The organism is Devosia sp. SL43 (assembly GCF_021729885.1).
In the GTDB taxonomy this organism is placed as follows: Bacteria; Pseudomonadota; Alphaproteobacteria; order Rhizobiales; family Devosiaceae; genus Devosia.
Genome location: NZ_CP063401.1, coordinates 3264067 through 3290014 on the forward strand (window position 1 = coordinate 3264067; position 25948 = coordinate 3290014).

Annotated in this window: 23 protein-coding genes; 12 read left to right on the forward strand and 11 right to left on the reverse strand. The window is 62.5% G+C overall.

The features are described from left to right. Positions 1-23: 23 nt before the first annotated feature. Positions 24-1403, forward strand: coding sequence for an FAD-containing oxidoreductase (locus IM737_RS16020; RefSeq protein WP_236895534.1), 1380 nt, complete (start codon positions 24-26; stop codon positions 1401-1403). Here IM737_RS16020 and IM737_RS16025 read toward each other — a convergent pair. From IM737_RS16025 to IM737_RS16040, 4 genes are all read right to left on the reverse strand, one after another. After that, a complete protein-coding gene (locus IM737_RS16025) occupies positions 1400-3124 on the reverse strand; it encodes a diguanylate cyclase domain-containing protein (protein WP_236895545.1) in 1725 nt (574 codons plus the stop codon). The two genes, IM737_RS16020 and IM737_RS16025, sit on opposite strands and share 4 nt — an antisense overlap. Positions 3125-3169: 45 nt before the next feature. Then, positions 3170-4003 (reverse strand): sugar phosphate isomerase/epimerase family protein, encoded by an 834-nt coding sequence (locus IM737_RS16030; RefSeq protein ID WP_236895547.1) that lies wholly within the window; start codon positions 4001-4003, stop codon positions 3170-3172. A gap of 153 nt (positions 4004-4156) precedes the next feature. After that, on the reverse strand, positions 4157-4981 hold the full coding sequence (locus IM737_RS16035) for an amidohydrolase family protein (protein WP_236895549.1): 825 nt from the start codon (positions 4979-4981) through the stop codon (positions 4157-4159). Positions 4982-4985: 4 nt separating this feature from the next. Further along, positions 4986-5750: an IclR family transcriptional regulator gene (locus IM737_RS16040; RefSeq protein WP_236895551.1), complete on the reverse strand. Its 765-nt coding sequence runs from the start codon at positions 5748-5750 to the stop codon at positions 4986-4988. A 173-nt stretch (positions 5751-5923) separates the two neighbouring features. Here IM737_RS16040 and IM737_RS16045 point away from each other — a divergent pair, with 173 nt between their 5' ends. The 5 genes from IM737_RS16045 to IM737_RS16065 all read left to right on the forward strand — a co-directional run bounded on the left by IM737_RS16045 (position 5924) and on the right by IM737_RS16065 (position 11711). Beyond that, entirely contained in the window at positions 5924-7450 is a 1527-nt protein-coding gene (locus tag IM737_RS16045; protein ID WP_236899945.1) for a sugar ABC transporter ATP-binding protein, read from the forward strand. Continuing rightward, positions 7447-8442: an ABC transporter permease gene (locus IM737_RS16050; RefSeq protein WP_236895553.1), complete on the forward strand. Its 996-nt coding sequence runs from the start codon at positions 7447-7449 to the stop codon at positions 8440-8442. The genes IM737_RS16045 and IM737_RS16050 overlap by 4 nt, the downstream gene beginning before the upstream one ends. Positions 8443-8557: 115 nt before the next feature. Then, positions 8558-9505 carry an ABC transporter substrate-binding protein gene (locus IM737_RS16055; protein WP_236895555.1) on the forward strand — a complete coding sequence of 316 codons (948 nt, stop codon included), beginning with the start codon at positions 8558-8560 and terminating at the stop codon, positions 9503-9505. A gap of 54 nt (positions 9506-9559) precedes the next feature. Then, positions 9560-10291 (forward strand): SDR family oxidoreductase, encoded by a 732-nt coding sequence (locus tag IM737_RS16060; RefSeq protein WP_236895557.1) that lies wholly within the window; start codon positions 9560-9562, stop codon positions 10289-10291. A gap of 145 nt (positions 10292-10436) precedes the next feature. Further along, positions 10437-11711, forward strand: coding sequence for an L-fuconate dehydratase (locus IM737_RS16065; protein ID WP_236895559.1), 1275 nt, complete (start codon positions 10437-10439; stop codon positions 11709-11711). A gap of 194 nt (positions 11712-11905) precedes the next feature. On the opposite strand, the gene IM737_RS16070 is transcribed toward IM737_RS16065, so the two are convergent. The 3 genes from IM737_RS16070 to IM737_RS16080 all read right to left on the reverse strand — a co-directional run bounded on the left by IM737_RS16070 (position 11906) and on the right by IM737_RS16080 (position 14482). Continuing rightward, entirely contained in the window at positions 11906-12499 is a 594-nt protein-coding gene (locus IM737_RS16070) for a YdcF family protein (protein WP_236895561.1), read from the reverse strand. A gap of 9 nt (positions 12500-12508) precedes the next feature. Then, positions 12509-12958: a hypothetical protein gene (locus tag IM737_RS16075; protein ID WP_236895563.1), complete on the reverse strand. Its 450-nt coding sequence runs from the start codon at positions 12956-12958 to the stop codon at positions 12509-12511. 291 nt (positions 12959-13249) lie between these two features. Then, positions 13250-14482, reverse strand: a complete 1233-nt coding sequence (locus IM737_RS16080) for an aminopeptidase (RefSeq protein WP_236895565.1) — start codon at positions 14480-14482, stop codon at positions 13250-13252. A 159-nt stretch (positions 14483-14641) separates the two neighbouring features. Between IM737_RS16080 and IM737_RS16085 the strand changes: the two genes are divergently transcribed. Then, on the forward strand, positions 14642-14779 hold the full coding sequence (locus tag IM737_RS16085) for a hypothetical protein (protein WP_236895567.1): 138 nt from the start codon (positions 14642-14644) through the stop codon (positions 14777-14779). Between the two features lie 534 nt (positions 14780-15313). Next, positions 15314-17122, forward strand: a complete 1809-nt coding sequence (locus tag IM737_RS16090; RefSeq protein WP_236895574.1) for an ABC transporter ATP-binding protein — start codon at positions 15314-15316, stop codon at positions 17120-17122. A 54-nt stretch (positions 17123-17176) separates the two neighbouring features. Here the strand turns inward: IM737_RS16090 and IM737_RS16095 are convergent, their stop codons facing one another. The 4 genes from IM737_RS16095 to IM737_RS16110 all read right to left on the reverse strand — a co-directional run bounded on the left by IM737_RS16095 (position 17177) and on the right by IM737_RS16110 (position 21055). Continuing rightward, positions 17177-18379, reverse strand: a complete 1203-nt coding sequence (locus tag IM737_RS16095; RefSeq protein WP_236895576.1) for a mandelate racemase/muconate lactonizing enzyme family protein — start codon at positions 18377-18379, stop codon at positions 17177-17179. Between the two features lie 10 nt (positions 18380-18389). Next, complete coding sequence (locus IM737_RS16100) at positions 18390-18716, reverse strand: NIPSNAP family protein (RefSeq protein WP_236895579.1); 327 nt, start codon at positions 18714-18716, stop codon at positions 18390-18392. A 119-nt stretch (positions 18717-18835) separates the two neighbouring features. Continuing rightward, complete coding sequence (locus IM737_RS16105; protein ID WP_236895582.1) at positions 18836-20200, reverse strand: mandelate racemase/muconate lactonizing enzyme family protein; 1365 nt, start codon at positions 20198-20200, stop codon at positions 18836-18838. Positions 20201-20350: 150 nt separating this feature from the next. Next, positions 20351-21055, reverse strand: coding sequence for a GntR family transcriptional regulator (locus tag IM737_RS16110; protein WP_236895583.1), 705 nt, complete (start codon positions 21053-21055; stop codon positions 20351-20353). A 279-nt stretch (positions 21056-21334) separates the two neighbouring features. On the opposite strand from IM737_RS16110, the gene IM737_RS16115 reads away from it, so the two are divergent. From IM737_RS16115 to IM737_RS16130, 4 genes are all read left to right on the forward strand, one after another. Then, a complete protein-coding gene (locus IM737_RS16115; RefSeq protein WP_442874142.1) occupies positions 21335-22834 on the forward strand; it encodes an extracellular solute-binding protein in 1500 nt (499 codons plus the stop codon). Between the two features lie 244 nt (positions 22835-23078). Continuing rightward, a complete protein-coding gene (locus IM737_RS16120) occupies positions 23079-23966 on the forward strand; it encodes a carbohydrate ABC transporter permease (protein WP_442874211.1) in 888 nt (295 codons plus the stop codon). Then, the gene (locus IM737_RS16125) at positions 23963-24850 is read left to right on the forward strand and encodes a carbohydrate ABC transporter permease (protein ID WP_236895587.1); all 888 of its coding nucleotides are present in this window, start codon (positions 23963-23965) and stop codon (positions 24848-24850) included. The genes IM737_RS16120 and IM737_RS16125 overlap by 4 nt, the downstream gene beginning before the upstream one ends. A 12-nt stretch (positions 24851-24862) precedes the next feature. Beyond that, complete coding sequence (locus IM737_RS16130; RefSeq protein ID WP_236895589.1) at positions 24863-25948, forward strand: ABC transporter ATP-binding protein; 1086 nt, start codon at positions 24863-24865, stop codon at positions 25946-25948.

Sequence of the window (25948 nt, forward strand, 5' to 3'; positions counted from 1 at the left end):
TTTTGCCCGACTAGGGGGCCACCATGTCAGAACAGTTCGATGCCATCATCATCGGTGCCGGGCAATCCGGGCCGTTTCTCGCCGCGCGACTGGCCGGCGCCAAAAAGAAGGTCGCGCTGATCGAGCGCGAGCATCTGGGCGGCACCTGCGTCAACGATGGCTGTACGCCCACCAAGACCCTGGTCGCCAGCGCCCGCGCGGCCTGGTCGGCCCGCCATGCCGCCGAATTCGGCGTCAGCGTAAAGGGTCCGGTGACGGTCGACATGAAGGCCGTCAAGGCCCGCAAGGACAAGGTGGTCGGCGCGTCGGTCACGAGCCTGACCGATTGGCTGGGGAGCCTCAAGACGCTCGAATACATCAAGGGCGAGGGGAGCTTCGTTTCACCCACCGAAGTCAAGGTTGGCCGACGGGTGCTGACGGCGCCGCAGATCTTCATCAATACCGGCGCCACCGCCAGCGTGCCGGACTGGCCGGGGCTGACCAGCGTGCCCTATCTGACCAATACCTCGATGATGAATCTCGATACCCTGCCGGGGCATCTGATCATCGCTGGGGCCAGCTATATCGGACTCGAATTCGCCCAGATGTATGCCCGCTTTGGCGCCAAGGTGACGGTGATCGAGCGCGGCCCAAGGCCTGCTTCCCGCGAGGACGAGGATATTTCCGCGTCCATCCGGGCCATCCTCGAAGCCGATGGCGTGAGCTTCCTGTTCAACACCACGGTCGAAGCGGTCGCGCGGGCCGGCCACGGCGTGCTGATGTCGCTCAAATCCGGCGATCGGCGCGCCTCAATGGAAGGCACGCATCTGTTGATTGCCCTGGGCCGCACGCCCAACACGGCTGAGCTCAACCTCGCCGCTGCCGGGCTGGAAACCAATGCGCGGGGTTTCGTCGAGACCGACGACCATCTGCGCACCAAGGTCAAGGGCATCTGGGCCATGGGCGACGTCAACGGTCGCGGCGCGTTTACGCATACCTCCTACAACGACTTCGAGATAGTCGCCGACAATGTCGTCGATGGCGGCAAACGGTCGGTGGCTGGGCGCATTCCCGTCTATGGCCTGTTCATCGACCCGCCGCTCGGCCGTATCGGCATGAGCGAAGCCGAGGTGCGCAAATCCGGCCGTAAGGCCCTGATGGGCGTCATGCCGATGGCAAAGGTGTCGCGCGCGAAGGAGAGGGGCGAGACTCAGGGGCTGATGAAGGTTCTGGTCGATGCCGAAACCAAACGGGTGCTCGGTGCGGCCATCCTGGGCATCGGCGGCGACGAGATTGTGCATTCGCTGCTGCAACTGATGGTTGCCGGAACGCCCTATACGACCATGATGCAGACCGTTCACATCCATCCGACGGTGACGGAACTCATCCCGACGCTGCTGGCAGATTTGAAGCAGCTGGCCTAGATGTCCTTGAACATCACCGCGCGGCCCCGGCCCCGGGCCTTGGCTGCGTAGCAGGCGGCGTCGGCTTCGCCCATGAAGCCAAGCGGCGAGGCGGGCTTGGCGTCAATCGTGGTCATGCCGACGCTGGCGCCGATGCGGTAATTGCGCCCAGCCCAGCCGAAAATGAGCGCCCCGATGGCCCGGACTATTTTGTCTGCGACCAACTTGCCGCTGTTGCCAGGACAATCCTGCAGTAGCACCGCGAACTCGTCACCACCAATGCGCGCCGCCAGGTCATGGCTGCGACATGAACCGCGAATGGTCTCGGCGATCTGGCACAAGAGAGCGTCACCGGCGGCATGGCCGGCCGTATCGTTCACGGATTTGAATCTGTCCAAGTCAATGTAGAGCAGACAGTGCGGGCGCTGATTGTCGCGAGCGGCAGCAATGGCCCCATTGAGTGCGCGATCAAAGGCTGCACGATTGGGTAAGCCCGTCAGTTCGTCGTGGGTGGCGGAATGTGCCAGCTGGCGCTGCATGGCGCGGCTTTGGCTCACGTCCTGAAACACCAGAACGGCGCCTGCGAGTTTGCCCCCCGGCATCTTGACGGGTGAGGCCGTGCAGCGGATGTCGCGCTCCACGCCGGTCTGGGCCACCAGGATCATGTCGTCGTCGAGATGGGCCCGTTCGTCGGTTGCCAGGCAGGTGGCGACCGGGCATTGCTGCTTCTCCCCGGTGACACCATCGCGCAGCGCGAAAATATCGCGGACTTCACGGCCGAGCACCTGCTGGCCGCTATAGCCGGTGAGAAATTCGGCGGCAGGGTTCATGAAGACCACGCGGCCGTTCTCGTCCGTCGAGATCATGCCATCGGCGATCGAATCCAGCGTGACGCGCAGGCGTTCCTTCTCGGCGGCCAGTTCCAGCTCGATTGTCTTGAGCCGGGTGATGTCGGTATCGGTGCCCAGCGTGCGCACCGGCTTGCCATCGGAGTCCCACTCGATCGGTTTGCCGCGGCTAAGGATCCAGACATAGCTGCCGTCGGGCTTGCGCTCGCGATACTCCAGGGCGTCGAAGTCCTCGTCACCGTTGTCCTGGCGATCAACATTGGCGAGCACGTGGTCCACATCGTCAGGGTGGAGGCGACTCAACCACTCCGCCTGATGCGCCGCCGGTACCGGAAGATCGGGCGCCAGGCCGCGCATGATGCGCCACATGCGCGAATAGAACATCGTATCGGTGCGGATGTCGTGGTCCCACACACCCTGGCGCGCGCTTTCGAGGGCGAAGTTCCAGCGGTTCTCGGAGTAGGCCAGTGCCTCTTCGGCCTTCTTCTGCAACTCGATATTGGTGACCTGCACGACCAGATACTGCGCGGTATGCGTCTGGTCAGAATGCAACACGGACGCCGCCACCATCACCCAGAGCGGATGGCCGTCGGCATGGCGGAGGCGGCACTCGCCCCGGTATTCGTCGGCCTCGCCCCGGATCAGGCGCTGCAGGCGCAAGGGCGCGGTCGCCTTGTCGGCATCATGCACCAGATCGAGGATGCCAATGTCTGGTTCGGCATCGGTGCCAAGGCCGAGCATGTCGCGGAGGGCCCTGTTAGAATAGACCAGCCGCCCCTCCATGTCGCTCACCAGCATGCCGACCGCAGCATTGTCGACGATGCGAGCCAGCATCGAGCCGATCCGCTCGAAGCGGACCAGTGAAGGAGCGGATTTTGTCGAGCGAGCGGACATAAGTCCACTCTGTGACAAAGGCGTTAATATCTGCCTTAGGGGAACCTATACATCCCGCGATGTGATGAAGTCGCGCTCGGTGCCCAGGCCATGCCATTCGCTGGGGATTTCGCTGTCGAAGATCAGTGTGTAGGGCCCGGTATAGCCGGCTTCCTCGGCCAGCTTCACGCATTCGCCATAGTCGGCTTCGTCCAGGTCGCCATCGATGAAGCTGGCCTTGGCATGGCAGAGTTCGGCGCGACTGAAGATGGATTTGAGATCGGCATATTTGTTGGCGCCGCCCCAATTGCCGAAATCACCCAAAAGGCCGATGCGGCCATCGAGCTTGTCCAGCAGAAAATGCACATGCGCCGGTTCGGACAACAGGTCGAACCAGTTCTCGGTGACGAGACGCACTGAAGAGCCGGCATTGCCATCGGCCAGCGCGGTGAGGGCCTTGACCGAGCGGTCGAGCGCATCGCGGGTCGGCTTCTGCTTGCCGGCAATGATGCGAGCATTTTCAGCACCCAGTTCGTTGGCAATCTCGATCCAACTGGCGATCCAGGCCTGGTCGCGCGCGCCATGTTCGGGGTGGCTGATGTCGCCGGCATCGATCAGCAGGGTCTGCAGCCGCACATTGGCGATGCGGAGTTGGTCGCGCAACTCGCCCAGATAGATTGGATCGCGGCTGCGCAGATGGAACGAGACGATCTCAAGGCGATGGTAGCCATGATTGGCCAGCACGCTGGGCAGGCCGAGCAGCGACTCGTCGCCCTCGCCGTACGTCTCCTGCATCGGCCCGATTTCCGTGGTCGTCAGGTCATGCGGATAAGTGGTGCCGAGCAGCCGGTGCAGCGACCAGGTGGAAACGGCGATGCGATCGGGGCTGATGGTGGCCATGGGCGGGCTCTCCTTGTTTGCGCGGAGAGTTTCACGCGAGGGCGACAGTTTCAAGGCTCGCCGTGATCACTCACTGGCGAGAACACAGCTCACCAATAAATACTTGTGAGGTAAATCGTTGGGGTTGCCCGACTTATCGCCGATCGCGACACGTCAGACCTTGTAGATGCGCTCGGCATTGCGGTGTAGCAGCTTGGCCTGTTCGTCGGGGGTGGCGCCCTTGATGATCTCGCGCGTCGCCGCGACCCAATCGGTCAGGGTGCCGCCGGTGACGGTGGCGACGGGGTGGTCGGAGCCCCAGACGACGCGGTCCCAGCTGAAGCTTTCGATCATGTGCTCGACATAGGGCCGGAGGGTCTGCGCGGTCCAGCCGGGGTTGCAGTGGTTGACCAGGCCCGAGACCTTGCCCACGACATTGGGGATATGGGCAATTTCGGCGAGCGCGGTGCGCCAGGGGTCGAGCCCGAGGCCGTTGATGTCGGGGTTGCCGCAATGGTCGAGGATGAAGGTCACGTCGGGCGCCCGCTGCGCCAGCGCCACACCCAGGTGAAGCTGATCAGCGCGCAGGCAGAGGTCGAAGCTCAGGTCATAGTCCGGCAGGTGGCGGATGTTCTCGATGAAGAGGTCCGATTGGCTGAGCTCGTCGGGTGATTCGTGCAGGATCCGTCGCACACCCTTGACGTGGGCATGCTCGGACAACTGCTCGATCTGGTCGACGAAGTTCATGTGTTCGGGCCGGCAGGCGGCGATGGCGCCGGCAATGCGCGGCAGACCGAGTACGAATTCGGTTTCGCCCATCATGTCGGCCTCGGCGACGTCGACCTCCATATGCAAAGCAGACTCGATGCCAAGCGCGAGCGCCTCGGCAAAATAGTCGCCATGGCTCCAAGGGCGATTGAGTGCCGCATTGCCCCCAAGCCAGGGATAGTTGAAGCGGTCCGGATAGATCAGGTGCAGATGGGTATCGAGGATGCGCATCGTTCTAGTCCTTGGTCCGCCTTGAGATTTCCTGACCTGCTGCACGCAAAAGATCGAGCGCCTGCTGCATGTTGGGCGCGTCGTATTTGTCCAGACGCTGGGTGTAGGGACAGGTCACGACGGCCAAGACAGTACCCAGCGGCCCGAAGATAGGCACCGACAGGTTGAACACCCCGAGCGTCTGGGCGCTGGGCATGCTTTCGTAGCCTTGCGCCTGCACGCCAGCCAACCGCGTTTCGAGACCGGGCGGTAGTTTTTCAGGTTTGCCCGGGTTCTGTGCCTCCAGCAGCAAAGCACGCTCTTCGGGCGTCGCGAAGGCGAGAAATACGTGGCCCGAACCGGTATTGATCAGCCCGATGCGAGAGCCGATGCGGATCGAGACGTTCCAGTAGCCCTGCCCATCGAACTGGGCCACCACGACCAGGATATTGCGGTCCTGCACCACCATGTGCACAGCCTGTTCGGCCTTGAGCGAGAAGCTGCGCAGCACTGGCGTGGCCTGGCTGATCATGCGGTGCATGGGCGGCCGGGCATGGCCGAGTTCGAACAGCTTGAGCGTGATTTCGTAGCGATCTTCCGGCGTGCGGCGGACATAGTCCCGCCGCACCAGCCGGTCGAGCATGCGGTAAATCTCGTTGGGGGTGCGATCGAGTGCCTTGGCGATCTCCGCCTGGCTGAGGCCATCGGCGGTGGCTGCCAGCAATTCCAGGATATCAAGCCCCTTGTCGAGCGCTGGCGCTCGATAGCGATCGTCGGCCTCGCTTGCCATTCGATTGATAGCCTCCCATTGTCCGGACATGTGCTCAATGGTTGGCATGTCGGACTAACATGTTAGACCTTGCAACGGTCTTTCATTTATGAATAGATTGTTTGTATGCGCATCGCAAGAATGCGTCGGGAGGATAGATGCAGGATAACAACGCCAATCTGGCGCCAGGCTCGATGAGGCCGGTTGTCGACATGGTCGGCATCGACAAGTCGTTTCCCGGCGTGCGGGCGCTGTCGCAGGCCCGCTTTGACCTCCGGCCGGGCGAAGTGCACGCGCTGATGGGCGAAAACGGCGCCGGCAAGTCGACGCTGATGAAAATCCTGTCCGGCGTCTATACCCGCGACGCCGGCGAAATTCGTCTCAATGGCCAGCCGGTCGAGGTGACCTCCCCGCGCCAAGCGCAGGGTATGGGCATCGGCATCATCCATCAGGAACTGGCGCTGATGCGCGACCTGACGGCAGCACAGAATATCTTCATCGGTCGCGAACCACGCCGCTTCGGCTTGCTGGACGAGGGCGCGCTCAACCGCGATGCCCAGGCCATTTTCGACTCGATGAACCTCAAGCTCGAGCCGACGGTGAAGGTCGAGACGCTGACCATCGCCCGCCAGCAGATGGTCGAGATCGCCAAGGCGCTGAGCTACAAGTCGCGCGTCTTGATCATGGACGAGCCGACGGCGGCACTGAACGACGCCGAGATCGCCGAACTGTTCGCCATCATCAATCGGCTCAAGGCCGAAGGCGTCGGCATCGTCTATATCAGCCACAAGATGGACGAGATCAAACGCATCTCGGACCGCGTCACGGTGATGCGGGACGGTGAATATGTCGGCACCGTGCCGGCCGTCGATACGCCGATCGAAACCATCATCTCGATGATGGTCGGGCGGACGCTGACCAACGAAGCGCTCAACATTCCCAACACCGCTGCCAATCCGGTGGCGCTCGAAGTGCGCAACCTTAACCGCGGCCGCGATATCCGCGATGTCAGCCTGTCGGTACGCAAGGGCGAAATCCTGGGCCTTGCCGGACTGATGGGTGCCGGCCGTACCGAGGTGGCCCGCGCCATCTTCGGCGCCGATCCGCGTGACAGCGGCGAAATCTGGGTCAATGGCAACAGGGTGGGCATCTCCTCACCCCAGGATGCTGTACGTGCCGGCATCGGCTACCTCTCAGAGGACCGCAAGCATTTTGGCCTCGCGACCGGACTGGACGTCCGCAACAACATTGCCCTGGCCAGTCTGGAACGCTTTACCAGCGCCGCTGGCGTCATCAAGGATGGCGAGATGCGCGATGTGGCCAACAAGTATATCCGCCAGCTCTCGATCAAGACGCCGAGCGACACGCAGGAAGCGCGACTGCTATCGGGTGGCAACCAGCAGAAGGTGGTCATCGCCAAGTGGCTGCTGCGCGATTGCGATATCCTGATTTTCGATGAACCGACGCGCGGCATCGACGTGGGCGCCAAGGCCGAAATCTACAAGCTACTGAACGCGCTGGCCGAGCAGGGCAGGGCAATCATCATGATTTCGTCCGAGCTGCCGGAAATCCTGCGGCTCAGCCACCGCATCGCGGTGATGTGCGAGGGACGCCTGACCGGCACGTTGCCGGGTGGGTCGTCGCAGGAAGAGATCATGCGGCTGGCGACGATGCGCCAGAGCAGCGTGGCTGAAACTACCAATGAACGGAGGTCTGCATGACCGATACAGCGGCCCCGGCGGCCAAATCCGGCGTCCGTATCTCCGGCGCCTTCCATCGGTTGCTGGCCTTTTCGGGCCTGATCGCGCTGGTCGTGGTGTTCAGCCTGGCCTCGCCCAACTTCATGCAGACCCAGAACGTGCTGGCCATCCTGCAGGCGACGTCAGTCAACGGCGTGCTTGCCGTGGCCGCGACATTGGTGATCATCACCGGCGGCATCGACCTGTCGGTCGGAACGCTGATGACCTTCTGCGCGGTGATTGCCGGCGTGGTGCTGACCTTTCTGGGCCTGCCGCTGCCACTGGGCATCGCCGCATCGATCCTGGCCGGCGTGTTCTGCGGGCTGGTTTCGGGCACCATCATCGCCAAGCTCAAGGTGCCGCCCTTCATTGCCACGCTGGGCATGATGCTGATCCTCAAGGGCCTGTCGCTGGTGATCTCGGGCACCAAGCCGATCTATTTCAACGACACGCCCGGCTTCAACCAGATCGCACTCGGCTCGGCCATCGGCTCGGTTTTCCCCGCCGTACCCGTGCCCAATGGTGTGCTGATCCTGTTCCTGGTGGCGGGCCTTGCCGCCTTCGTGCTGAGCAAGACCGCCCTGGGTCGTTACACCTTCGCCCTGGGTTCCAACGAAGAGGCCGTGCGCCTCTCCGGCGTCAATATCGATCGCTGGAAGATCGCGGTTTATGCGACCGCTGGCGGCATCTGCGGCGTTGCAGGCCTGTTGATCGCTTCCCGCCTCAACTCGGCGCAGCCGGCGCTCGGGCAGGGTTACGAGCTTGATGCCATCGCTGCAGTCGTTATCGGCGGCACCTCGCTTTCGGGCGGTCGCGGCACCGTGCTCGGCACGCTGATCGGCGCCCTCATCATCTCCGTGCTGGCCAATGGTCTGCGCATCCTTTCGGTACCCCAGGAATGGCAGACGGTCGTGACCGGCTCGATCATCATCCTGGCGGTGTATGCCGATATCCTGCGGCGCCGTACATCTTAGGCGCCGACGATCCCTGCGCACGAAGCACGATCCGAATGGATTGCGCTCGACGGCGCCAACAAGAGCCGAAAAGGCCACGCACGACGACTTCGTATCTCATGGGAGGACTCCTACAATGCTCAATAGACGTACCCTGATTGGCGCCCTCAGCGCCGTCGCCATGCTCTCGACGGCTGGCGTCCCTGCTTTCGCGCAGGAAAACTATGACATCGCCCTGATTTCCAAGGGCTTCCAGCACCAGTTCTGGCAGGCCGTGAAGGCCGGTGCCGACCAGGCCGGCGTCGATCTCGGCGTGACCGTGACCTTCGAAGGTCCGGAAACCGAAAGCCAGGTCGACCGCCAGATGGACATGCTGGCTGCCGCCCTGTCGCGTGGCCCCGACGCCATCGGCTTCGCGGCTCTCGACAGCCAGGCTGCAACCCCGCTGCTGCAGCAGGCCAAGGATGCCGGCATTCCAGTGATCGCCTTCGACTCCGGCGTCGATAGCGACATTCCGCTGACCACTGCCACCACCGACAACTATGCGGCGGCTGCCCTGGCAGCCGACGTGATGGCTGAGCTGATCGGCGGCGAAGGCAAGGTTGCCATCGTTGCGCACGACCAGACCAGCCGCACCGGCATCGATCGCGTCGAAGGCTTCTCCAACCGGATCAAGGAAGCTTATCCGAATATCGAAGTCGTCTCGGTGCAGTACGGCGGCGGCGACCAGCTGCAGTCGACGGAAATCACCAAGTCGATCCTGCTCGCCAACCCCGACCTCAAGGGCATTTTCGGCGCCAATGAAGGTTCGGTTCTGGGCGTTGCCAACGGCAAGGTCGAACTTAACTCCGACGTCGTCGTGATCGGCTACGACTCTGGCGCTGCCCAGAAAGCCCTGATCGAAAGCGGCGTCATCGCCGGCGCCATCACCCAGAACCCGGTCGGTATCGGCTACCAGACCGTTCAGGCTGCGGTGAGCGCGCTCAAGGGCGAAACCCTGCCTCCAATCATCGACACCGGCTTCTACTACTACAACAAGGACAACATGACCGATCCCAAGATCGCGGCTGTCCTGTACGACTAAGACCAACCGGCCGGGCGAGTTAACTCGCCCGGCCTTCCTATTCTGGAAAGACCAATGGCCGATCTCAACGGTAAAATCGTCCTCATCACCGCCGCCGCCCAGGGCATCGGCCGGGCTTCGGTGGAAGCCTTCGTCAAGGCCGGCGCCGAGGTGATCGCGACCGACATCAATGCAGCCAAGCTCGTCGAACTCGACGGTATGCCCAACGTGACGACGCGCGTTCTGGACGTGCTGTCGGCCGACGCGGTCAAGCAGGCGGTGGCCGAGATCGGTCGTATCGACGTGCTGTTCAACTGCGCCGGTGTGGTGCATTCCGGCACGGTGCTCGAGATGAGCGACAAGGACCTCGATTTCGCGCTCGACCTCAATGTGCGGGCGCAGATCCGCACCATCCAGGCCATCCTGCCGCAAATGCTGGAGCGCAAGGACGGCGCCATCGTCAACATGGCGACGGTGGCGAGTTCGGTGAAGGGCGTCCCCAACCGGGCGGCCTATTCCATTTCCAAGGCCGCCGTGATCGGCCTCACCAAATCGGTCGCATCCGACTACGTGACCCACAATATCCGCATCAATGCCATCTGCCCCGGGACCGTCGAGAGCCCCTCGCTGCACGAACGTTGGCACGCAACCGGCAATTTCGAGGCGGCCAAGAAGGCCTTCATCGCGCGCCAACCGATCGGACGCATCGCCCGACCGGACGAAGTGGCCGACCTGGCGGTGTATCTCGCAGGCGCGACATACACGACAGGACAGATCCACGTCATCGACGGGGGTTGGACGGGCTGAGGCCCCCTCATCCGGCGCTGCGCGCCACCTTCTCCCACGAGGGGAGAAGGGGACACCGAGCTTTACGACATGCGATGCCCCCCTCTCCCCTCGTGGGAGAGGGTGCCCGAAGGGCGGGTGAGGGGGCCTTCCGGAACACAACACCATGACCAAGATCACCTCCCTCTCCACGCATGACCTTCGCTTCCCCACATCCCAGTCGCTGGATGGCTCGGACGCCATGAATCCGGATCCGGATTATTCGGCGGCCTATGTCATCCTCGGCACCGATGGGGCGCATGCGGGGCATGGACTGACCTTCACCATCGGCCGCGGCAACGAGGTGGTCGTAGCAGCAATCAAGGCACTGGAAAGCCGGATCATCGGGCTCGAACTGAGCTGGATCGCCGAAAACCCAGGCCGCTTCTGGCGCCATGTGACCGGCGACAGCCAGCTGCGCTGGATCGGGCCGGACAAGGGCGCCATGCATCTGGCGACCGGGGCAGTGGTCAACGCCGTCTGGGATCTGCTCGGCAAGGATGCTGGCAAGCCGGTGTGGCAGCTGGTGGCCGACATGACGCCCGAGCAGCTCGTTTCGATCATCGATTTCCGCTACCTAACCGACGCGATCACGCCATCAGAGGCATTGGCGATTTTCCGCAAGGCCGAGGCCGGCAAGGCCGATCGTATCGCGACGCTGAAGGCCGAGGGCTACCAGTGCTACACCACGTCGGCCGGCTGGCTGGGCTATTCCAACGAGAAGCTGACGCGGCTGGCGACCGAGGCTGTGGCCGAGGGTTTCCAGCATATCAAGATGAAGGTCGGGCGCGATCTCGACGACGATATCCGTCGGCTGGAGATCGTGCGCTCGATCATGGGGCCTGATCGCTATCTGATGATCGATGCGAACCAAGTCTGGGAGGTCGATCAGGCGATCGACTGGGTCAAGGCTCTCAGCCGGTTCAACCCCTATTTCATCGAGGAGCCGACCAGCCCCGATGATGTTTCCGGCCACAAGGCGATCCGGCAGGCGATTGCGCCGATCAAGGTTGCGACTGGCGAGATGTGCCAGAACCGCATTCTGTTCAAGCAGTTCATCAAGGACGGGGCGATCGACATTGTGCAGATCGACGCCTGCCGCATTGGCGGGCTGAACGAAGTGCTCAGTGTGCTGCTGATGGCGGCCAAGTTCGGCAAGCCGGTCTGGCCACATGCCGGTGGCGTGGGGCTGTGCGAATATGTGCAGCATCTCAGCATGATAGACTATCTGGTGGTGTCAGGCACGAAAGAGGGCCGCGTGATCGAGTATGTCGATCACCTGCACGAGCATTTCATCGAGCCGTGCGAGATCAGAAATGCGGCCTATATGCCGCCGAAGCTGCCGGGATTTTCGATCGAGATGAAGCCGGAAAGTATCGTGGCGAACGAGTTTCGGGGGTAGGAAGAAGCTGCGCTAAGCCTGCGACTAAGCTTCGCTTGCCCTCCCCACAAGGGGGAGGGTGAACTCCACTCTGTCGCACCATCCTGCCAAACACCCGATGTCACCCTCCCCCTTGTGGGGAGGGCAAGCAGAGCTTGGCGCACTAGCGCCTAGCGGCGCTCGGGAGGGGGTTGCTTCCACAACCGCGATGCCGCCTACCGCCCCGTCACCAAATACTGCGCCATGAACCACACCTCCCGCGCGAGGAACGGCAGCGTTGTGCCCCAGCTCTGGTAGCGGCTGGTGGGCGTGGGTGAGGGCGCGGCTGCGATGCCCTCACGTTCTGCGATCAGCACGGCGCGGCGCATGTGGAGCGGGTCGGAGACGATGAGCACCGACTTGAGCCCACGCTCGGCCAGCACGATCCTCGCAAATTGCAGATTCTCGATCGTGGTACGCGACGCGTTCTCGAGCACGATGGCATCGGCGGGTACGCCCTGCGTGACCAGCCAGTTGCGGCTGGCTTCGGCTTCGGTCAGGTCATCTTCCGGGCTGCGGCCGCCGGTGACGACGATGCTGCGCACCTGACCGCCATCATAGAGCGCCTGCGCGTGACGTAGCCGCTCGACCAGCACCGGACTGGGCTCGTCGCCAATCACGGCGGCGCCGAGCACCAGGGCAGCGTCGGCCGGCGTGTCCGCGACCACGCCGCCATAGCGCCAGATGTCCACGGCAAGCCCGCCGGCCAGCAACAGGGCGAGGACGATGAGGGCGATGATGGCGCGGTAGGAGCGGCGGGCGAGGCCCATGCGCCTGCGCTACATATTTTCGACCTGGAAGGGGAATTCGCCGAGCACCCTGTCACCGGCCTTGATGGTGATCAGGTGGTCGCCCGTCGGGTCGCCCTCGGCAACGCACCAGCCATGGCCGATCCAGCCCTCATCGTCTGGCGTGAGGCTCATGGTTGTGGTCGAGGTGAGGTTGTCTTCCGAGATGGTGGTCGTGTCATTGACCGTACCCCAGCCTGATGGTTCGGAGGGCAGGGTGAAGATTTCGGTGACCGTCACATCGCCCTTGGTCTTGCCGAGCTTGAGCCACCAATTGTAGCAGGCACCCGGCAGCAACGGGATGAGTGTGGTGCTTTCGGTCACGTCTTCAGCGCCGTTCGCCCCTGGAATTGTGAGGACGAAATCGGTCTCCGTGACGGTCTGGGCAAGGGCTGGTTGCGCCAGTGCAAGCAGGGCTAGGGTGGGCAGCAGAAGCTTCATGGAAATCTCCCTCGGTAGCGGAACTGTAGCCGAGCGGAGGGCAAAGGCAATCTCTGCGCATGCGCCGCATGCGGCCTATTCGGCGTTCGGTGAAGTTCCAGTCGACACCCTCCCCCTTGTGGGGAGGGATCAAGGGTGGGGGTGGGCTGGCCACGATATCGGGGCTCCCGACCCCCACCCAGCTCGATTGACGGACTTAGCTGAAGCTAAGTCCTATCTCGCTTCCCTCCCGGCACGGGGGAGGGTGGGTCCGGTGGATGGACGTGGTTGTGCGTAAACCCGAGGTAGCCCTCAGTTCGCCCACTCACCCCCGCGCATCACCGGTTCCGTGCTGCCGTCGGCATGTACGCCGTCGATGTCGATCTTGTCGGACCCAATCATCCAGTCGATGTGGATGTTGGAGCTGTTGCCGCCCTGGGCGTTGATCTGGTCCTGGGTAAGGTCCTTGCCGCCGACGAAGCAGTCCGAATAGCACTGGCCCTGCGCGATGTGGCAGGAGGCGTTTTCGTCGTAGAGCGTGTTGAAAAACAGGATGCCCGAGGCCGAGATCGGCGAGGAATGGGGCACCAGCGCCACTTCGCCGAGGCGACGACCGCCTTCGTCGGTATCGAGCACCTTGTTGAACAGGTCACCATTCTTGGATGCCTTGAACTCGACGATGCGGCCACCTTCGAAGCGGGCCCACATATGCTCGATCAGCGCGCCATTGTGGCTCAACGGCTTGGTGCCCGAGACATGGCCTTCGACGCGCAGGCGATGGGGCGTGGTGAAGACTTCTTCGGTCGGGATATTGGGATTGCAGGTGATGCCGTTCTTGGCTTCCGAGGCGCCGCCCTTCCAGCGGTGGCCATCGGCGAGGCCGACAGTCAGGTCGGTGCCGGGGCCGGTATATTTGAGCGAGGCGAAGGACTTGCCGTTGAGCCAGCTCCAGCGGGCCTTGAGGTTGGCATTGTGCTCCCTCCAGGCGGCGATCGGATCGTCCTGGTCGACGCGCGACGCCTTGAAGATGGCGTCGGCCAGCTTGGTCACCGCGTCTTCTTCGCTGTCATTGGGGAAGACCAGCTTGGCCCAGGCGGCGCCGGGGTAGGAGACGATGTTCCAGTTGATATCAAAGCCGGTGATGAGCTGCATGGCGGGCTTGGCGGCCGCCGAGTTGGCGCGCATGGCGCGCGTCACCTTATCGGGGTCCTGGCCCGACAGCATCATCGGATTGTCGCCTGATATGGCGAGGCGGGCGGCGTTGCCCTTGTAGGCCTCGGCCATGCCGGAAAACAGCCAGCCGGCGGCCTTGTCGAAGCTGGCGTCGTTGGCGTGCTGGTAGCGGGCGAGGGTGCTCTCTTCGTCCGAATAAATAGTGGTCACGACGCCCGCACCGGCCTTGTAGGCGTGCTCGGTGATGCGGCGAACCAACGGCGCGGCGGTCATCGGCGCAGTCATCACCAGGTCCTGGCCTTCGGCCAGCTGCAGGCCAACCTTGATGGCGACCTGGGCGAGTTTGTCGAGTTTGACGGGATCGATGGGCATGGGGAGGCGCCTCTTGGTTTTGAGTCTGGGTTGGGCCGGGAGCCTAGCGCCGGGACCGGGGCGGCGCTACCCGGCGAAATCGGAAAAGATGTTGACGTGGATCAAGCGGGAGGCAGGACGAGGCGTGCAGGTGTAGGGCAGCTATCGATGGAGAGAAAAATGGCTGCTGGGTTGCCGCTGGTGCTTGTCGCCGTGCTGGGATTGTTCGGCGCGTTCATGGGGACGCTGGCCTACGGGCAGTGGATGACGCGGGATGTGGTGTTGGTCAAATCTACGGAACGGCATCCCCGGGCGTGACCTAAGGGCTCTGTACTTGCGACACTCATGAAGTGATGAGCCCTCGGGTCCAGCCCGGGGGCGACGGCCGATGGCTGGGTGCAATCCTGCCACGGCAACGGCCCCATACTCGCCAGCGGCTTGCATCCGCCGTCATGGCGACTGGGACCCTGATCTAGAACTGCCCATTGCGGCATGCACTTTTCAGCGCTTTCGGCCAGGGCCCGCCATTACGGTCACTGTGTCTTTCCTGCATCACCCGTTGCGACGTTGCAAAATACCCCGTTGGCAAGCCCGAACGGTTTGGCTACAAATCGTCTACCGCTTCAGATCCAATGAGGGAGACGTGCATGCCAGTGACATTCATCGAACTCCCCATGGGCAACCACCGACTCTAGGTCGTTGCTATCCGCGGCCCACCGAGGGCAGCTCGCGGTTTTCTTCATCACAGCCTGACTGATCTGACGGGACTCCTTTTTGCCTCCCGTTCCGGCTGTGCCTTCATCTCTCTGTTTTCGAGGGCCGGTTGCCGGATAACGGGACCGGGCTGCCATTATGACTCGCAAGAAACGTGCGTTTCCCGCCGACGCGTTCCGCAACGTGCTCGGCTTCACCTTCCGGCACTGGGCCAGGCAACCCTGGCGCGCGGCGTTTATCGGCCTGCTGGTGCTTGCCGCCACGCTGGCCGAAGCCTTCAGCCCGATCTTTGCCGGCCGCATGGTCGATGCGGTGGCGTCGGGCAGCGGGCAGGACGCGGCGTTCTGGGCGCCGGCGATCACTGCCTTCGTTGTCATGACCGCGCTCTACTTGGGCTCTGTCGTGCTGCGGCAGTTCGTGTTTTTCAACCTCATCGGCTTCACACTGCGGATGATGAACGACGTCATCGCCCATGCCTTCCATCGGGTGCAGCGCTTCTCGACCGACTGGCATGCCAACAGCTTTGCCGGCTCGACGGTTCGCAAGATCACGCGTGGGTCGGGCGCCATCGACCTGCTCAACGACGTGCTGCTAATCGCGCTGTTGCCGTCGCTGGTCATGCTCGTCGGTGCGACCGTAATCCTGGGGTTGGCCTGGCCAGTCATGGGTCTCGTCGTGGGCCTCGGCTCGATCATCTATGTCGGCATCACCACCTGGCTGTCGATGAGCTTCGTTGCGCCGGCTGGTGCCCTAGCCAATGCCTGGGATACGCGCATGGGCGGGGCACTGGCCGATGCGGTGAGCTGCAATTCGGTGGTCAAGGCCTTCGGGGCGGAGACACGCGAGGAGGCGATCCTGTCTGGCGTCGTCGGCAAGTGGCGAAAGCGCACCAAGCGCGTGTGGCAACGCGGAACGCTCAATGGCGGTGCGCAGGGCCTGATGATGGCCCTGATGCAGGCGGCGATTCTGGGCACGGCGCTACTGCTGTGGCGGCAAGGCGTGGCCACGCCGGGTGACATCACCTTCGTGCTGACCATGTTTTTCGTCCTGCAGGGTCACCTGCGCGACGTCGGCCAGCACATCCGCAACCTGCAGCGCTCGGTCAACGACATGGAAGAGTTGGTGGCACTCGATGCCCAGCCGTATGGCATTGCCGACCGACCGGGAGCCGAGGCCATCCAGATCGGCGCGGGCGCGATCGCCTTCGACAATGTGACGTTCCAGTATGGGTCGCATCCGACGCCGCTCTATCGTGATTTCACGGTCAAGATCGCGCCGGGCGAACGCGTCGGGCTGGTTGGGCATTCGGGATCGGGCAAGACGACCTTCGTCAAGATGATCCAGCGGCTCTACGACGTGAAGCACGGTGCCATCACTATCGACGGGCAGGACATTGCCGGGGTGAAGCAGTCAAGCCTGCGCGGCCAGATTGCCATCGTGCAGCAGGAGCCCATCCTGTTCCACCGCACACTGGCCGAGAACATCGCCTATGCCCGCCCCGGCGCCACGCGTTCCGAGATCGAGTTGGCAGCGAAACAGGCCAATGCGCATGACTTCATCGTCGATCTGCCCAAGGGCTATGAGACGATGGTGGGCGAGCGCGGCGTGAAGCTGTCGGGTGGCGAGCGTCAGCGTGTCGCCATCGCGCGCGCGTTCCTCGCCGATTGCCCGATCCTGATCCTGGACGAGGCCACTTCGAGCCTCGACAGCGAGAGCGAAGTGCAGATCCAGGAGGCGATGGAACGGCTGATGGAAGGCCGCACCACACTGGTGATTGCGCATCGGCTGTCGACGGTACGGGCGCTGGATCGGTTGCTGGTGTTCGACAAGGGGCGGATTGTCGAAGAAGGCGATCATGGCCAGCTGATCGGGCTCAAGGGCGGGATCTACCGCCGGCTGTTCGAGCGGCAGGCGCTGGAGCTGACCAAGGGACTGAAGATCGCGTGATACCGAAGCGCCGGGGTGAGAGCCCCGGCGCTTTATCCAATTCCAGCCGGCAGTTCACCGATCGAAGAAGCCCGCATCCTCTTCCAGCAAATACTTCCTGGCTCCCTCCGGATCGATATCGAGTCCTAGTCCCGGCGCCTCCAGCAGGTCGACCATCGAGTTCTTGACGATCTGCTTGGGCAGACCGATCACGATATCCTCCCACCAAGGGTCGGACGCGCTGGGATATTCGAAGGCGATGTAGTTGGGCGGCAGCGTGGCGCAGACATTGATCAGCGCGCCGAGTCCGAGCAGCCCGTTGGCCGTGCCGTGCGGCGCCATCATGATCGAGTGCATATAGGCGTGCTCGGTGACCCATTTGAGCTCAGCAATGCCGCCGATATCGGCCGGGTCCGGCCCGATGACCCGCACCGCCTGCGTCTCGATCAGTTCCTTGAAATTGTGCCTGAGATAAATCTGCTCGCCGGTATGGATCGGGGTCGTGGTCGAGAGCGTCAGCTCGCGATAGGCCTGCGGATTGACCCAGGGCACATAGTCGCCGGTCAGCATGTCCTCGAGCCACATCAGGTTGTGTTTTTCGACCGCATTGGCGAAGCGGATGGCATCGGGCAGGAACCATCCCGGTCCGCAGTCGAGTGCCAGCGAAACCTTGTCGCCCAGCACTTCCTTCATGGCGATGACGCAGTCCAGCATGTGGTTGAAGCCGTGCTCGGAGATCTGCCCCTGGTCCATAGCGCCATGATAGCCCGCCTTGGTCTGGCGCGGCCCATAGTGGAAGTCGTCGATCGAGTCCTTCATGTTGGAGTGGAAGCTGATGCCCTGCTTCACCATGAAGAAGTTCTGCGGCTGCTCCATCATCCACCGCACATCGTCGGCATAATCCTGCGGCCTGTCGCCGGTCCGCTTCTTGCGGATCGAGCCGTTATAGACGCGCACCTGATCGCGTACTTTGCCGCCGAGCAGCTTGTAGACCGGCACATTGGCGGCCTTGCCCGCAATGTCCCACAGCGCATGCTCGATGGCCGAGACCGCAGCGCCATAGGGTTTGAACGATCCGCGCTGCCGGATTTTGAGCATGCAGCGCTCGACATCGGTCGGGTCCTCACCAATCAGTGCCTCGCGAAAATGCAGCACCCATGGCTTGAGGTAGGCCTTGGTGAACTCGACCTCCCCCAGGCCGTAAATCCCTTCGTCGGTGACGATGCGGACGATGGGGTGGCGGCCTATCACCGCACAGCGCAGATCGGTAATCTTCATGGTCTGTCCCCTATTTCACCGACGAGAAGGCGGTGGGCGCCAGGAACTGGCTGCTGACATTGGCGATGATCTGGCCGTCCCGTTCGGAGTCGTCGCGCGCCTTGTGCCAGGCCGGATCGGCAATAAAGGCCCCCCATTTCGCCTCACGCTCGGCGAGCGATTCCCAGGCGATGAAATAGGTGAGGCGATTGCTGTTTTCGCCGACCACGGTGGTGAAGAATCCGGCCTGGCGGATGCCATGCCTGTCCCAGATGCCCAGCGTGTGATCGTTGAAGCGCTTGAGCAGCGCCGGCAGCCGGCCGGGCAGGCAGTCGTAGATGCGTAGTTCATAGATCATGGTCATCCTCAATTCTCGGCTGTTACAGACCCTGCGCAAGCGGACCCACCCACCCTCACTCCCTCCCCCTTTGTGGGCAGGGAGTGAGGGTGGGGACGTCTAGGCGTAGTTGAATGTCACTAGCTCCACGTCCGATCCCAGGAATATTCGTTGTCCCAGTGGTCGGTCGGCTGCCAGAAGCCGGTGACGCCGGGCTGCAGGTGCTGGCTGATCACCTCGTCGACCACATCGTCGATGCCCAGCCCAGGCTTGTCGGGCACCTCGATGAAGCCATTCTTGACCAATGGCTTGGGCAGGCCAGTGACGATGTCGTCCCACCAGTCGACCTCGACCGAGTGATATTCGAGTGCCATGAAATTCTCGGTGGCGATGGCCACATGCGCCGCCGCCATCGCCGCGATCGGGCTTTCCGCCATGTGAATGGCCATGGCAACGCCATGCTCCTGGGCGAGGTCGCCGATCTTCTTGGTTTCGAGAATCCCGCCCGAGGTCAGCAGGTCAGGATGGATCACCGAAATCCCACCGCTCTTGAGCAGTGGCTCAAATCCTTCGCGCAGATAGATGTCCTCGCCCGTGCAGATCGGCACGGTCGTCGCATCCTGCAACTGCCGATACTGCTCGGTATATTGCCAGGGGATCACGTCCTCGAGCCAGGCCGGAACATACTTCTCGATCCGCCGCGCCAGGCGAATGCCGTTCTGCAGCGAGATATGGCCGACATGGTCGATAGCCAGCGGCACCTCGTAGCCGATCACCTCGCGGACCTCGGCGATATACTGCTCCAGCAGGTCGATACCCTTGTCGGTGAAGTGCAGCCCGCTGAACGGATGCCGGACATTGTGCGTGTCATAAACCGCGTTGCGGGTGCGCCGGTCTTCCATCGATTTCACCGGCCCTCGCCCAGGATGGATGCGATAGCCTTCGAGCGAGCCCGCCGGCGCCACCACCGCGCCTGGCACGTCGGCGATCTGCATCAGGCCCAGGTCCATCTTGAGGAAGGTGAAGCCCATATCCATGCGCTCCTTGAGGCGCAGGCCCGTCGCAGTGCCGCTAGGCTTGTCGGCGTCGGTATCGCAATAGCAGCGCACCTTGTCGCGGAACTTGCCGCCCAGCATCTGGTAAACCGGTACGCCATAGGCCTTGCCTGCCAGGTCCCACAGCGCGATCTCGATCGCCGATACGCCGCCACCCTGCCGCCCATGCCCGCCAAACTGCTTGATGCGCCGGAACAGCCGGTCGATATCGAGCGGGTTCTCGCCCAGCAGTCGGCTCTTGAGCATCAGCGCATAGGTGGCGCTGGCGCCGTCGCGCACCTCGCCCAAGCCGACAATGCCCTGATTGGTGTAAATCTTCAGCAGCGCCGAGGTGAACGGGGCGCCGACAATCTCGGCCACCCGCAGGTCGGTAATGCGCAATTCGCTCGGCGCTGAAGACCGGCGGACGTTGCTCTCGATATGCTCTCCGGCACTCAATGCGTTCGTCATGAAAAATCCCCTCCTCAAATGCCGAGCGCCACCCCTCTCAACCACCCGCAGCGTCATTCCCGCGGAAGCGGGAACCCCTGTTTTCTTTGTTGGTCTGGTCAACAGAGGTTCCCGCTTTCGCGGGAATGACTCGGTGCAAAAGTTCAGTTCCTACCCAGCACTCCTCCGCGCGGCATTCCGGCGCGCCACCCCCATCTGCTCAATGATGTGACGGCCCGAGCCCTCGACATGTCGCGCCACCACGGCCGCAGCGCCGTCCGCATTCTGGGCGCGGATGCAGGCGATGAGCTCGCGATGTTCGCTCAGCACCGCCATGCGACGGCTCAGCGAAGTGGGAAAACGCCGACTGATGGCGCGCAGGATTTCGCGATGCTTCCACCACAGGTCGGCCGCGTGGCGGTTATAGTGGCGGTCATAGATCAGCTGGTGAAACCTGGTATCGAGTTCGCCATGCTGTTTGGGATCGGCAAAATTCAGTGCCTCGATCGCGGCCTGCGCCACCTCGAGATCGGCAATATCGGCGTCGGTGACGATCGAGACAAACCACCGCGTCAACGCCGGTTCGATCAAGACCTCGATCTCGATGATGTCGCGGACGAAGGCCTCGTCGATGGCAACGACGCGGGCCCCGCGATTGGCTTCCATCATCACAAAGCCTTCGCCCCGCAACTGCTGCAGCGCCTCGCGCACCGGATTGGTCGAAGTCCCGTAAGCCGTCGCCAGTTCCCCGACTTTGAGCCGTGCATTGGGCTCGAGCCTGCCGGAGATGATGTCTTCGCGGATCAATTCATAGATCGTGCCCGGCTGGTCGTTGGCCGTTTCTGCCGGACTGATGCTGACCCTAGTCTCGCTCATTATGCCTGTTTATGCGCGTTTTTTGGGCAAGCCAAGTCGATTTGCACGCAATAATACAAAAATAATGTACGATCTTGAGCAGCTTGACACACAAGTTTCAGTCTGCAACGTTCTTGTATGGGAGACATGGGCGTTAGACCCGGCCCCACCGCAAGGTGCGATCCGCCGAAACAGGCCATCGTCATTAGCCTTGCCACTAGGAGGCGCAGCGCCAGCTGCGAGGGAGGCCCGGTTGGACCGAGGGGGTCGAACGGCTTTCCAATGTGAGGAGGACTATCGATGACGAATTCGCATGACCGCGCGAAGCGGTCAGGCTCGCCTGCTCGTGGGCAGGTCGTTGCCCGCATGATCGCGACGGCGACTGCCGCGTCCCTGATGTCGACCACTGTCTATGCCCAGGCTGTCGATCTCAGCCAATGGTCGCCGGAATACATCCGCTCCATCGCCGGCACCGCGACCTACGATACTGCCGCCGATTGCGGCGCCGTCGTTCCCAACGACTATGCCGGCAAGGTGTCCTATTGGTACACCGGCCCGTTCGAAGCCGATCCGCAGATCGCGCATGATCAGGACAAGGCGTTCTGGGAAGCCTTCAAGGCTGCCTATCCCAATATCGAGACCGACGTACAGTCGATCACCTATAACGAGCTGCTGGACAAATTCCGCACCGCGCTGCTGGGCAATGCCGCCCCCATGGTGGTGCGCCTGCAAATTCTGGGCGGCGTGGAATTTGCCGCCAAGGGCTATCTCAATCCGCTTGCTCCGGAAGATGTCGGCTATGCCAGCGCCGATTTCTGGCCAGGCGCCCTGAAATCGGTGACTTGGGACGGCACCGGCTACGGCATCCCGACCAATAACGAAACCATGGCCTTCATCTGGAATGCCAAGATATTTGCCGATGCCGGCCTCGATCCGGAAAGGCCACCGGCAACCTGGGACGACGTGGTCGCGTATTCGGCGCAGATCCACGAAAAGCTCGGCATTGCCGGCTATGGCCTGGTCGCCAAGCAGAATGCCGGCAACACACCCTTCCGCTTCATGCCCACCCTCTGGGCCTATGGCGGCGGCGCGCTCGACGAAACCGCGGCAGAGCCGACCTATGACACGATCGAGCTCAACAACGAGGGTAGTATCGCGGCCCTCCAGGCCGCCTATGACATGTATGTCCGCGACCAGTCGGTCCCAACCTCGGCGCTGACCAATACCCAGGCCGAGAACCAGGGTCCGTTCATCGCCGGCCAGCTCGCCATGATGATCGCCCACCCGGCCGAATACGCCAAGATGGTCGATCTCGCCTCCAAGGCGACCGGCGCCGACAAGGAAGTCGCCGACGCCGTGGTCGAGAACATGCGCTATGGCCTGATCCCCGAAGGTCCGGCCCGTCGTGCCGTGGTGTTCGGCGGCTCAAATATCCACGTGGTGAAGCCGGAATATGTCGATGGCGGCGCCATCGACGAGCAGGCGGTCAAGGCGCTGATCTGCATGTGGACGAGCCCCGAATGGTCGACCAAGCTCGCCTGGGTCGGCTCCAATCCGGGCCACCTCGGCGGCTTCAAGACCGAATGGATGAAGGAACGCCTGGACACCATCAAGTTCCTCGACGTCACCACGTCCATGCTGCCCAACGGCATCCCGTTCCCGGTGCTGCCCGAGGCTCCCGAGATCATGAACATCATCGTGCCCGACATGCTGCAAAACGCATTGACCGGTACCATGACGGTGGAGGAAGCGGCGAACGACGCCGCCGCCAAGGTCGAGGAATTGCGCAGCGGGATGTAGTCTCCGACTGGATCTGCCTCCCTCCCCCTTGTGGGGAGGGTAGCGCAGCTGGGGTGGGGGAGTGCGAGCCTCGATATCCGGGCTCTCTCCCCCACCCTGACCCTCTCCGCAAGGGGGAGGGAAGTCGACTGAGAACTTAGTCGGCAACGCCCGAACCACCCGAACGGGGACGATCAGCATGAGCGGCGCCATCTTTACCGACCGCCCCGAAGCGCCCGCCAGGCGCCCCAGCATCCTCTCGCGCATGTGGAAGCAGCGCGCCGACTATCTGTATGTGCTGCCAGCCCTGGTGGTGATGCTGATCGTCATCGCCTACCCGATCTACTACACGATCGACCTCAGCTTCTTCAAAACGCCCGCGAGCCTGCAGCTCAAGGACAAGATCTTCGTCGGCTTCGACAATTACACGACCATTCTCTCCAGCGCCTCATTCTGGAAGGTCACGTGGCAGACGGTGATCTGGACCTTTTTCTCGACGCTCTTCGCCTTCCTCCTCGGCTTGGGCGCCGCACTTGCGCTGCACCGCGAATTCGTCGGTCGTGGCGTGTTGCGCGCTTTGCTGCTGATCCCGTGGGTGGTGAGCGCCGTGGCCGCCTCCTATGTGTGGAAGTGGCTCTACCACTCCGATTTCGGCGCCATCGGCGCGCTGATGGTGCAGCTTGGCGTTACCGATCAGCCGATCAACTTCGTCGACAATACCAGCTCCGTTCTGCCCTCATTGATCGTGGTCAATGTGTGGAAGGAATTCTCCTTCGCCATGATCATGCTGATGGCGGGGCTGCAGACCGTTCCGGAGCAACTCCTGCGCGCTGCCAAGGTCGATGGCGCCAATGCCTGGCAGCGCTTCTGGCACGTCACCTTTCCGCATCTGGCCGGCGTCTCCACCGTGACCGCCCTGTTGCTGATGGTGCAGAACTTCAACTCCTTCATCATCCCCTTTGTCATGACGGGCGGTGGACCAGCGGGCGCGTCGGACATCTGGATCACCCAGATCTACCAGCTCGCCTTCGGCCGCCAGCGCTGGGGCGCGGCGGCCGCCTATTCGGTGCTGCTCTTCATTATCATGATGACCCTGGGATATTTCTACGTCCGCGCACTGGCGGGCAATGACGACAAGAGGCAGGGCGCATGACCGACACATCCGCCCCCACCCGAATTCGCCCTGCCGTCACCAAACCGTTCGATGGTTGGCGCTGGTCTGGTCGCTTCTTTCTGGTTCTGCTGTTGATCTTCACCGTCATGCCCATGGCATGGATGCTGATCACCTCGCTCAAGACCGGCTTTGCCGCGATGCAATACCCGCCGCAATGGTGGCCTGCCGAGCCGACGCTGGAGAATTACACCCGCCTGCTCGATCCCCGCAACGCCATCGGCCAGGACTTCCTGGGCTACTTCTGGAACAGCATGTGGGTGTCCACAGCCACGACCGTGATGGCGGTCATCGTCGCCGTCCCCGCCGCCTATGCCTTCTCGCGCTTCCGCTTTCCCGGACGCACGTTCCTGTTCTTTGCGGTGCTGCTGCGCAACATGTTCCCGGCCATCGTGTTCCTCGTGCCGCTGTTCATCCTGATGCGCCTGCTGGGCCTTGTGAACACGCACGGCTCGCTGATCCTGACCTATCTCACTTTCGGCCTGCCGCTCGCCATCTGGCTGCTGAAGGGCTTCTACGACAACATCCCAATCCAGCTCGAACAGGCCGCGCGCATCGATGGGGCCACACGGTTTCAGGCCTTCTTCTTCATCGTCATGCCGCTGTCGACACCAGGCATCATCGCCACCGCGATCTATTCCTTCATCGGCGCCTGGAACGAATATATCTACGCCTACACCTTCCTCACCAAGCACGACCAGATGACGCTGCCGGTCGGCATCCAGCGCTTCTTTTCGGAGAATGCGACCGACTGGCCGGGCCTGATGGCGGCAACATTTATGATGAGCGTGCCGGTCGTCGTGCTCTTCCTCGTCCTCCAGAAATATTTCGTGCAGGCCCTCACCGAAGGCGCCGTCAAACACTAGGAGTTCCGTTCGATGGCAGAGGTCATTCTCGAGCACGTCATGAAGAGTTACGGCAGTCTCTATGCCGTCAACGATGTCAGCTTTACCGTCAACGATGGCGAATTCGTCGCCCTGGTCGGCCCGTCTGGCTGCGGCAAGACCACAACGCTGAATCTCATCGCCGGCCTGCTCCCAATGAGCGGTGGCGACATTTCCATCGGGGACCGCATCGTCAACGATCTTGATCCCAAGGATCGCGACATTGCCATGGTGTTTCAGAACTACGCGCTCTACCCCAACAAGTCCGTCTTCAAAAATCTCGCCTTCCCGCTGCAGATGCGCAAGCTTCCCAAGGGCCAGATCGAGAAGAACGTGCAGGACGCGGCCAAGCTGCTCGACATCACCCACCTGCTCGAACGCAAGCCGCGCGAACTGTCCGGCGGCCAACAGCAACGCGTCGCGCTCGGCCGGGCTTTAGTGCGTGATCCCGCAGTGTTCCTGATGGACGAGCCGCTTTCCAATCTCGATGCCAAGCTGCGTGTGCAGATGCGCAGCGAGATCAAGCGCTTCCATCACAACCTCAATGCCACCATTGTCTATGTCACGCATGACCAGCTCGAAGCCGTCACCATGGCCGACAAGATGGCGGTGATGAATGGCGGGCTGCTGCAGCAATACGACACGCCGTCAAACGTCTTCGCCAACCCGGTCAACACCTTCGTCGCCAGCTTCGTCGGCAGCCCGGCCATGAGCCTCATCCCGCTGCAGGCGACAGGCACCGGCCTCAGGAGCCCCGAAGGCTGGGAGCTGCCGCTCTCCGCCGAAAACCAGCGCAAGGCCGCCGGCTCGACCACCAAGGACGTCATTCTGGGCGCCCGCCACTCGACGCTGAAGCTCCATACCTCAGCCGTATCCGGCTCTGTGCCGGGAAAGGTCTATACAGTGGAGCCCACTGGCGACGTCACCTTCGCCCAAATCTTCATCAATGGCGCAGTGGTCAATATCAGTCTCGAACCGACGGTGAAGATCGCGCCGGACGACATGGTCTGGATCGAGTTCGACCAGAACCGCATGCATCTGTTCGATGCGGCGACCACCATGGCATTGCAGGCGGCCTGA

What these genes read in the sequence shown, in the direction of transcription:
- IM737_RS16075 (WP_236895563.1), bottom strand. Translation starts at nt 12,958, where the DNA reads ATGAAGCTTCTGCTGCCCACCCTAGCCCTGCTTGCACTGGCGCAACCA.
- IM737_RS16130 (WP_236895589.1), top strand. Translation starts at nt 24,863, where the DNA reads ATGGCAGAGGTCATTCTCGAGCACGTCATGAAGAGTTACGGCAGTCTC.
- IM737_RS16085 (WP_236895567.1), top strand. Translation starts at nt 14,642, where the DNA reads ATGGCTGCTGGGTTGCCGCTGGTGCTTGTCGCCGTGCTGGGATTGTTC.
- IM737_RS16115 (WP_442874142.1), top strand. Translation starts at nt 21,335, where the DNA reads ATGACGAATTCGCATGACCGCGCGAAGCGGTCAGGCTCGCCTGCTCGT.
- IM737_RS16030 (WP_236895547.1), bottom strand. Translation starts at nt 4,003, where the DNA reads ATGGCCACCATCAGCCCCGATCGCATCGCCGTTTCCACCTGGTCGCTG.
- IM737_RS16110 (WP_236895583.1), bottom strand. Translation starts at nt 21,055, where the DNA reads ATGAGCGAGACTAGGGTCAGCATCAGTCCGGCAGAAACGGCCAACGAC.
- IM737_RS16100 (WP_236895579.1), bottom strand. Translation starts at nt 18,716, where the DNA reads ATGATCTATGAACTACGCATCTACGACTGCCTGCCCGGCCGGCTGCCG.
- IM737_RS16105 (WP_236895582.1), bottom strand. Translation starts at nt 20,200, where the DNA reads ATGACGAACGCATTGAGTGCCGGAGAGCATATCGAGAGCAACGTCCGC.
- IM737_RS16125 (WP_236895587.1), top strand. Translation starts at nt 23,963, where the DNA reads ATGACCGACACATCCGCCCCCACCCGAATTCGCCCTGCCGTCACCAAA.
- IM737_RS16070 (WP_236895561.1), bottom strand. Translation starts at nt 12,499, where the DNA reads ATGGGCCTCGCCCGCCGCTCCTACCGCGCCATCATCGCCCTCATCGTC.
- IM737_RS16035 (WP_236895549.1), bottom strand. Translation starts at nt 4,981, where the DNA reads ATGCGCATCCTCGATACCCATCTGCACCTGATCTATCCGGACCGCTTC.
- IM737_RS16095 (WP_236895576.1), bottom strand. Translation starts at nt 18,379, where the DNA reads ATGAAGATTACCGATCTGCGCTGTGCGGTGATAGGCCGCCACCCCATC.
- IM737_RS16120 (WP_442874211.1), top strand. Translation starts at nt 23,079, where the DNA reads ATGTGGAAGCAGCGCGCCGACTATCTGTATGTGCTGCCAGCCCTGGTG.
- IM737_RS16065 (WP_236895559.1), top strand. Translation starts at nt 10,437, where the DNA reads ATGACCAAGATCACCTCCCTCTCCACGCATGACCTTCGCTTCCCCACA.
- IM737_RS16025 (WP_236895545.1), bottom strand. Translation starts at nt 3,124, where the DNA reads ATGTCCGCTCGCTCGACAAAATCCGCTCCTTCACTGGTCCGCTTCGAG.
- IM737_RS16050 (WP_236895553.1), top strand. Translation starts at nt 7,447, where the DNA reads ATGACCGATACAGCGGCCCCGGCGGCCAAATCCGGCGTCCGTATCTCC.
- IM737_RS16040 (WP_236895551.1), bottom strand. Translation starts at nt 5,750, where the DNA reads ATGGCAAGCGAGGCCGACGATCGCTATCGAGCGCCAGCGCTCGACAAG.
- IM737_RS16055 (WP_236895555.1), top strand. Translation starts at nt 8,558, where the DNA reads ATGCTCAATAGACGTACCCTGATTGGCGCCCTCAGCGCCGTCGCCATG.
- IM737_RS16020 (WP_236895534.1), top strand. Translation starts at nt 24, where the DNA reads ATGTCAGAACAGTTCGATGCCATCATCATCGGTGCCGGGCAATCCGGG.
- IM737_RS16080 (WP_236895565.1), bottom strand. Translation starts at nt 14,482, where the DNA reads ATGCCCATCGATCCCGTCAAACTCGACAAACTCGCCCAGGTCGCCATC.
- IM737_RS16045 (WP_236899945.1), top strand. Translation starts at nt 5,924, where the DNA reads ATGAGGCCGGTTGTCGACATGGTCGGCATCGACAAGTCGTTTCCCGGC.
- IM737_RS16060 (WP_236895557.1), top strand. Translation starts at nt 9,560, where the DNA reads ATGGCCGATCTCAACGGTAAAATCGTCCTCATCACCGCCGCCGCCCAG.
- IM737_RS16090 (WP_236895574.1), top strand. Translation starts at nt 15,314, where the DNA reads ATGACTCGCAAGAAACGTGCGTTTCCCGCCGACGCGTTCCGCAACGTG.